This window comes from Pseudomonas sp., from assembly GCF_049645325.1.
Classification (GTDB): Bacteria; Pseudomonadota; Gammaproteobacteria; order Pseudomonadales; family Pseudomonadaceae; genus Aquipseudomonas.
In genome coordinates, this window is the sequence record NZ_JBARTQ010000215.1 from 36,018 (window position 1) to 43,210 (window position 7,193).

Genomic DNA, 7,193 nt, shown 5'->3' on the forward strand with positions numbered 1-7,193 from the left:
CCCTTTGGGTCTCACTTTTTCCGACTTAAGTTGCCCTTATGCTCAAACGCTTTGCCTGGTTGGCACTCTTCACCTGCGCCCCGCTGTACGCGGCTACGCCTATTGATGATCAACGTTTGCAGCAACTGGCCAACGATCCGTTCTGGCTGTCTCTGGGCCACTACGAAGCCGGCAAAATCACTGGCTGGCGCAGCTATGTCAGCGACAAGAAGTTTTTCCTCGCCGCCGATGGCGCCCACCATCCGGACGCCGAGCTCAAGGCCACCGTTGAAGCGCTCTATGCGCCGGCCAGCCTGGGTGAAAAACACGCCCAATGCGTGTACCCCGCACGTACGCGCTGGCTCAAGGACCAGTTGCACCTGACCGACCTGCCCGCCCTGGACTGCAAGGAATTCACGCAATGGTTCAAGGACGTCGCGCCGCATAGTGCGGTGATGATTTTCCCGGCGGCCTACCTGAACAGCCCGTCTTCGATGTTCGGCCACACCCTGTTGCGCATCGACCAGGCCGACGTGCAGAGCAACAACACCGCACTGCTCAGCTATGCGATCAACTTCGGCGCCTACATCGAAGGCTCGGACAACAGCATTCTTTACGCCTGGAAAGGCCTGATGGGCGGCTACCCCGGCCTGTTCGCCCTGGTGCCTTACCAGGAAAAACTCTCTGAATACCGCAGCCTTGAGAACCGCGACCTGTGGGAATACCGCCTGAACCTCACCGAGGTCGAGACCAGGCGCATGGTCGAGCACGTGTGGGAGCTCAAGCAGATCCAGTTCGACTATTTCTTCTTTGACGAAAACTGCTCCTACCGCCTGCTGGAACTGCTGCAAGTCGCCCGCCCGAGCTTGCGCCTGACCGAGCAATTCCCGCTGACGGCGATCCCCACCGACACCGTGAAAGCCGTGAAAGAAGCCGGCTTGGTCGAGAAGATTGATTACCGCCCGTCTCGTGAGCGCGAACTGCTGGAACGTGCCAAGCCGCTGGACGGCGATGAGCAACAGTGGGTGCTGAAAGTCAGCGACGACCAGAAGCAATTGCAGGACCCGGCGTTCAAGGCCATCGCCAAAGACCGCCAGGCGCTGATCATCGACGCCGCCTATCGCCTGGGCCGCTACCGCGCCACTGGCCTGGAGCGCGACCCCGAGCGCTCCCAGCGCAGCTTTGAACTGCTGCGCGCGATCAACCAGAACCCTGCGCCCGACCTGAAGATCGAGCGTCCCGGCCTGCCCGAGAACGGGCACGAGTCGCGTACCTGGCAAGCGGGCATTGGCACCCGTGGCGACAAAACCTTTGGCGAATACGGCCTGCGCATGGCCTACCACGACCTCAACGACAACGCCGAAGGCTTCCCACTGGGCGCGCAGATCGAAATCCTGCAGATGAAACTGCGCCAGTACGAAGGCAACCACTGGCAACTGCAGCAACTCGACCTGGCCACCATCCGCTCACTGACGCCGCGCAACGCACTGCTGCAGCCCTGGTCCTGGCAAGTCACCGGCGGCCTGGAGCGCGTACCTGGCAAGCACGACGATGAAACCCTCGTCGCCCACGTCAACGGCGGCGCCGGCGGCACCTGGCAACTGACCGACGACATGCTCGGCTTCGCCCTTGGCACCGTGCGCGTGGAACACAACAACGACTTCAGCGAAGCCATCTCCCCGGCGGCCGGGTTCAATACCGGCGTGCTGTGGAAAAACCCCCTGGGCAATTTGAGTCTGGAAGCCAAGGGTGACTTCTTCACCAATGGCGAAGTGCGGCGCAGTGTCAGCCTGAACCAACAGTGGGAATTGTCGCGCAACCTCGGGTTACGCCTGAGCGCCCAGCGCGAATACAGCCACCTGTCGACCCCGGTGAATGAAGTGATGCTTGAAGTGAAGTGGTATCACTACTAACCAGGCCGGATAAAAACCAAATGTGGGAGCGGGCTTGCCCGCGATGGCGGTGTATCAGCAACAGCCAGGCCCACTGACCCACCGCCATCGCCGGCAAACCAGCTCCCACAGGTTTTTATGCCTGGCCTGAATCCTGCGCCCGCCACAGTTCAAATGTGGGAGCCGGGCTTGCCCGCGATAGCGGTCGTTCAGGCAACCATGTACTGGCTGACCCACCGCTTTCGCGAGCAAGCCCGCTCCCACATTTGAACGGCGCGTATAGTCAGGCACATCGCATTGCCCATCTAGTCAGGAGTTCCATCAACATGGCCGTTAACTGCACCACCCTTGAAGCCGTCCGCGAAAACATTGACCGCCTTGACCAACAAATCGTCACCCTGCTGGCCGAGCGAGGCCGCTACGTCTCCCAGGCCGCTCGCTTCAAAAAAGACACTGATGACGTGAAGGCGCCGCAACGGGTTGAACAGGTGATCGCCAAGGTGCGGGGGTTATCCGAGGCAGTGGGCGCCAACCCTGCGGTCACCGAGCAGGTGTATCGCGCAATGATTGCAGCGTTTATCCAGCAGGAATTGGCTGAACATGCATCCCTTATAAGTCCCGGCGCTCCGTGATCAAAAGACCTCAGGAAAATCGCCGCAAAACTATCAAATTCATTAGCCTGAATAGAAATATTTTTGACTACATCCAACCCTTTGATAAATAAGTAATAAAGCACATATGGTTTTTTAGCTTTTTTAAGCTGAAGCGAATTTGCTCTTTCCGCCTCGCTTTATAGAGATTTGTGTCTAGTCTCGGATAGCAATCAAATTGCCATCATGTCTATACACGGATCCGAATAGGTAAGAGGCTGACCATGGAATTTTTCGAAAAGCTAACCAGTCTGGCAGCAAAAGTCAGGTTGCAAGGCCCCGCCATACAAACAGAAGAAGCGACAAAAAATGCCTTCGTAATGCCTTTTATCAACACTGTATTAGGCTACGACGTATTCGATCCGCAAGAAGTGATGCCTGAATTCGTCTGTGATGTCGGAACGAAGAAAGGCGAGAAAATCGATTACGCAATCATGAAAAACGGTGAGATTCAGATACTCATCGAATGCAAAAAGATCGGCGAGTCATTGAGCATCAATCACGCGTCCCAGCTTTTCCGATACTTTCATGTTACGAGCGCAAGAATCTCGATTCTTACCAATGGCCAGGTCTACAGATTTTTTACTGACTTGGACGCCCCCAATAAAATGGACGAAAAACCATTTTTGGAGTTGGATCTGCTGGACATCGATGAGTACTCCGTACCGGAGTTGATCAAACTCACCAAATCAGCGTTCGATGTTGACTCTATTATCAATGCAGCTGGAGAGTTGAAATACGTCAGCCAACTCAAAAAGCTCATCGGCACTCAGGTCAGCAAACCAGAAGATGACTTCGTAAAATTTTTCGCTTCGCGTGTTTACGAGGGCGTGATCACTCAAAAAGTGCGTGAGCAGTTTTTTGAGCTGACCCGGAAAGCACTGGCCCAGTTTCTGAACGACCGGATCAATGATCGGCTCAAGTCCGCAATGAGCGGCGCGATCCAACCGACACTGGCAACAATCCCTGCCGCGAACAGTGCGAATGCAGATACGAAGGATAGGGACGAGTCAGAAGACAAGATCCTAACGACGTTAGAAGAACTTGAGGGTTATCACATCGTCAGGGCCGTCGTCCGCTCAGTGGTTGATGCCAAGCGGATCGTTCAGCGAGACACTCAGAGCTATTTCGGGATACTGCTGGACGACAACAACCGCAAGCCCATCTGCCGTCTTCACTTCAATCGAAGTCAGAAGTATCTCGGAATATTCGACGAGGAAAAGAATGAGACCCGGCATGCGATTTCGTCCATCGACGATATTTACGAGTACGCGGATCAACTGAAAAAAACAGTGGGTTATTACGCTTAGAATCCCTAGCGAGTAGCCAGAATCGTCGATAATTCTGTGGTGAGCAGAGTTGTCGAATCGTCGCAACGCCTGCGCGGGCTGCGTAGCAGCCCCAAATATGCAGCTGAGGAGTGCCAGACAAACCGCACTCATGCTTTTGGGGCCGCTCCGCAGCCCAGCGCAGGACAAGCCTGCTCACCACAAGGGCAAGGCCAGCCTTTTAAGTTGCTGGTGCCATTTTAAGTGGCAGGCGTGATTGCTTGGGTCAGGTCGTCCACGACGGCTTTGCCCATCTCGCACAGGTAATGCGCCGCCCAGGCGTATTGCTCGCCGCGCACGTCCATGGCGGCTTCCATGGCGAGTTTCTTGGAGTAGAAAAGCAAGGTGGAGGCGTGTTCCAGCGCTTCATCAATCGGCATGCCGGCGTTGACGCGGAACAGTGGTTTTTCGTTTTCACCGTAGTCGCCGAAGGTGACGACGCCGAGGGTGGTGATGGAGGACAGGGGTGGATCGGGGACGACTTTGCTCATGATGATTGCTCTCTGCTGAAGTAGAGCCGCCATATCACATCGCTAAACATGAAGGGTGGCAGCTGTGTGCAGGTTAGCGATCCGGATCAGAGGCATCCCGGGTAGACTCGAAGGTCTCCAGCACACAGCCACCATAAGACGCTAGAAGCAGGCAAACGCCGGCTGATAGTGTTGGAAGCGGTGACACGCCCGAAACCCGGATCGCTAAACCCGTTCGCTGATGTGCAGCGATCCAGGGAGGCTAGTGATCCAAACGGTACGGCGCAATAGGCTAAAGATTCTCTAGGAAACGTCCTGCAATTTAAAGGGAATCGTCGTTGATGGCCCTTTAACCCAACACTTTTCTCACCGCCCTTTCACACCTCCCCGACAAATCTCTATCTAGACTTCCCCTATCAGCCGTGAGACGGCCAGGGAGCGAGCAATGTGGCGGTATGCAGTAATGCTGTGTGCGTTGGTGTGGCTGGCAGGTTGCCAAACCACCCATCAGGATTTACTCGCCAAAGGGTATCCACCGGCCTTCGCTGATGGCTTTGACGACGGCTGCAGCAGCGGTCGCCAGGCCGCGGGCGTGATCAGCGGGGAGTTTCGCAAGAACGTACCGCGCTACCTGAAGGTTCGTGAGTACGCCGAAGGCTGGGAAGACGGTTTTCGCCAGTGCAAGGCCATGCGTGAAAACGAAGAGCTGCGCGACTACAAAGACAATCACTGGGACGACCGTGAGCGCGCCTGGGAGCAGGAAAAAGATCGCGACGCCGGCCGAGCCTATCGCTCGCAATAGGTCGCTTTTCTGACCGTGCCTGCAGCCTCACGGACCCTGCAAGCTGACGCAGAGCGTCCAAAGCGGCATTCCCACGCAGTGCGTGGGAACGATCACGCGGCGAATATGGCCCAAGCTCCATAGAAGGAGAACGTCATGAGCCGAGCTTTTGTTAACGAAGACAACGCCGCCGCCCAGGCTGATCAGCCGGTTGAGCGTCAGGTCAGTGAGCAGCCCAATCATCTAACAGCGCAAGGATTGGCGCAGTTGCAGGCCAAGGTTGCCCAGTTGCAGCAGGCATACAGCGCCGAATCAGCCAAGGGCGAACACGCCGACAAGCAGCGCCAAGCGGACCTTGAGCGGGACCTGCGCTACTTCAACCAACGCGTACAAAGCGCCCACGTCGTAACACCGGCGATGTCCACCGACAAGGTACAGATCGGCAGCTGGGTCACCTTCGCCAACGAGCACGATGAACAGCAGCGCATTCAATTGGTGGGTGAAGACCAAGCCGATGCCCACGCCAACTTGATCAACTGGGGCTCGCCCCTGGGCCGCGCCTTGCTGGGCGCCCAGGTGGGCGACGAGGTGCTGTGGAAGCGCCCCGTCGGTGATCAGGTGATTGAAGTGCTGCTGATCGAGCCCGAGGCTTAGACGATGCCTTGGGCCAGCATCGCATCGGCGACTTTCACAAAGCCCGCGATGTTGGCGCCCTTCACGTAGTTGACCCGGCCGTTTTCTTCGCCGTAATGCACGCAGGCGTGATGGATCGACTGCATGATGCTGTGCAGCTTGCTGTCGACTTCGCCGGCGGTCCACAGCAGGCGCATGGCGTTCTGCGACATTTCCAGGCCGCTCACGGCCACACCGCCAGCGTTCGACGCCTTGCCCGGCGCGAACAGAATGCCCGCCTCGATAAAGATATCCACAGCCTCAAGCGTGGTGGGCATGTTGGCGCCTTCGGCCACGCAGAGGCAGCCATTGCGCAATAAGGTGCGCGCGGCGTCGGCGTCGAGTTCGTTCTGGGTGGCGCATGGCAGGGCAATGTCGCAGGCCAGTTCCCATGGGGTTTTGCCGGCGCGGAACTCCAGGCCAAAACGCTCGGCCAGTTCGCTGATGCGCCCGCGCTGCACGTTTTTCAACGCCAGCAGGGCCGACCATTGTTCTTCGGTCAAACCGCTTTCGGCGTACAGGGTACCTTCGGAGTCGGACAGCGAAATCACCTTGCCGCCCAGGTCCATGACCTTGCGCGCCGCGTACTGCGCGACGTTGCCGGAGCCGGAGACGGCCACGCGCTTGCCCTCAACGCGCTGGCCGCTGCGCTTGAGCATTTCTTCGGCGAAGTACACGCAACCGAAACCGGTGGCTTCGGGCCGGATCAGGCTGCCGCCGTAGGTCATGCCTTTGCCGGTCAGCACCGAGGTGAATTGGTTGCTGAGGCGTTTGTACTGGCCAAACAGGAAGCCGATTTCACGCGCGCCCACGCCAATGTCGCCGGCCGGGACGTCGACGTCAGCACCGATATGGCGGTACAGCTCGCTCATGAAGGCTTGGCAGAAGCGCATCACTTCGGCGTCGCTCTTGCCCTTGGGGTCGAAGTCGGCGCCGCCTTTGCCGCCGCCCATGGGCAGCGAGGTCAGGGAGTTCTTGAAGGTTTGCTCGAAGGCCAGAAACTTCAGCACGCCCAGGTTCACCGAGGGGTGAAAGCGCAGGCCGCCTTTGTAGGGGCCGATGGCGCTGTTCATCTGGATGCGGAAACCACGATTGACCTGGACCTTGCCGTGATCATCCACCCACGAAACCCGAAACGTAATCGCGCGTTCCGGCTCACAAATACGCTCCAGGATGCCCGAGGTCAGGTAATGGGGATTGGCTTCGAGAAACGGCCACAAACTGCGCAGGACTTCTTCCACGGCCTGGTGGAATTCCGGCTGGTCGGGGTCGCGTTTCTTGAGGCGTGCAAGGAAGGATTCAACGGATTCGATCATGAAAAGTCTCGGCAAATTTATTGTCGTTAAAGGAGATTTGTCCCGGACTTTATCAATTCATGTCGCACCGCGACAGGGCAAAATGTCGCTTTTGTGAATTTAAAT

The 7,193-nt window shown here is 57.4% G+C and carries 7 protein-coding genes; 5 read left to right on the plus strand and 2 right to left on the minus strand.

The window, feature by feature from the left end; translation table 11 throughout:
* The first annotated feature begins 38 nt into the window (after positions 1–38).
* The 3 genes from WBB95_RS09365 (at position 39) to WBB95_RS09375 (ending at position 3,831) form a co-directional block, all read left to right on the plus strand.
* Complete coding sequence (locus WBB95_RS09365; RefSeq protein WP_424487327.1) at positions 39–1,892, plus strand: DUF4105 domain-containing protein; 1,854 nt, start codon at positions 39–41, stop codon at positions 1,890–1,892.
* 305 nt (positions 1,893–2,197) lie between these two features.
* Positions 2,198–2,503 carry a chorismate mutase gene (locus WBB95_RS09370; protein ID WP_424487328.1) on the plus strand — a complete coding sequence of 102 codons (306 nt, stop codon included), beginning with the start codon at positions 2,198–2,200 and terminating at the stop codon, positions 2,501–2,503.
* A 242-nt stretch (positions 2,504–2,745) separates the two neighbouring features.
* The gene (locus WBB95_RS09375; protein ID WP_424487329.1) at positions 2,746–3,831 is read left to right on the plus strand and encodes a type I restriction endonuclease; all 1,086 of its coding nucleotides are present in this window, start codon (positions 2,746–2,748) and stop codon (positions 3,829–3,831) included.
* A 218-nt stretch (positions 3,832–4,049) separates the two neighbouring features.
* Here WBB95_RS09375 and WBB95_RS09380 read toward each other — a convergent pair whose 3' ends face one another.
* A complete protein-coding gene (locus tag WBB95_RS09380) occupies positions 4,050–4,340 on the minus strand; it encodes a DUF3077 domain-containing protein (RefSeq protein WP_424487330.1) in 291 nt (96 codons plus the stop codon).
* Positions 4,341–4,764: 424 nt separating this feature from the next.
* Here WBB95_RS09380 and WBB95_RS09385 point away from each other — a divergent pair, with 424 nt between their 5' ends.
* A complete protein-coding gene (locus WBB95_RS09385) occupies positions 4,765–5,121 on the plus strand; it encodes a hypothetical protein (protein ID WP_424487331.1) in 357 nt (118 codons plus the stop codon).
* Positions 5,122–5,256: 135 nt separating this feature from the next.
* The gene (locus WBB95_RS09390) at positions 5,257–5,754 is read left to right on the plus strand and encodes a GreA/GreB family elongation factor (protein ID WP_424487332.1); all 498 of its coding nucleotides are present in this window, start codon (positions 5,257–5,259) and stop codon (positions 5,752–5,754) included.
* Here WBB95_RS09390 and gdhA read toward each other — a convergent pair.
* Complete coding sequence (gdhA, locus tag WBB95_RS09395; protein ID WP_424487333.1) at positions 5,751–7,088, minus strand: NADP-specific glutamate dehydrogenase; 1,338 nt, start codon at positions 7,086–7,088, stop codon at positions 5,751–5,753. The two genes, WBB95_RS09390 and gdhA, sit on opposite strands and share 4 nt — an antisense overlap.
* Positions 7,089–7,193: the final 105 nt, after the last annotated feature.

Bases quoted from the DNA above. Each gene is read 5' to 3' on its own strand.
- WBB95_RS09375 (WP_424487329.1), top strand. From the start codon at position 2,746: ATGGAATTTTTCGAAAAGCTAACCAGTCTGGCAGCAAAAGTCAGGTTG.
- WBB95_RS09365 (WP_424487327.1), top strand. From the start codon at position 39: ATGCTCAAACGCTTTGCCTGGTTGGCACTCTTCACCTGCGCCCCGCTG.
- WBB95_RS09370 (WP_424487328.1), top strand. From the start codon at position 2,198: ATGGCCGTTAACTGCACCACCCTTGAAGCCGTCCGCGAAAACATTGAC.
- gdhA (WP_424487333.1), bottom strand. From the start codon at position 7,088: ATGATCGAATCCGTTGAATCCTTCCTTGCACGCCTCAAGAAACGCGAC.
- WBB95_RS09390 (WP_424487332.1), top strand. From the start codon at position 5,257: ATGAGCCGAGCTTTTGTTAACGAAGACAACGCCGCCGCCCAGGCTGAT.
- WBB95_RS09385 (WP_424487331.1), top strand. From the start codon at position 4,765: ATGTGGCGGTATGCAGTAATGCTGTGTGCGTTGGTGTGGCTGGCAGGT.
- WBB95_RS09380 (WP_424487330.1), bottom strand. From the start codon at position 4,340: ATGAGCAAAGTCGTCCCCGATCCACCCCTGTCCTCCATCACCACCCTC.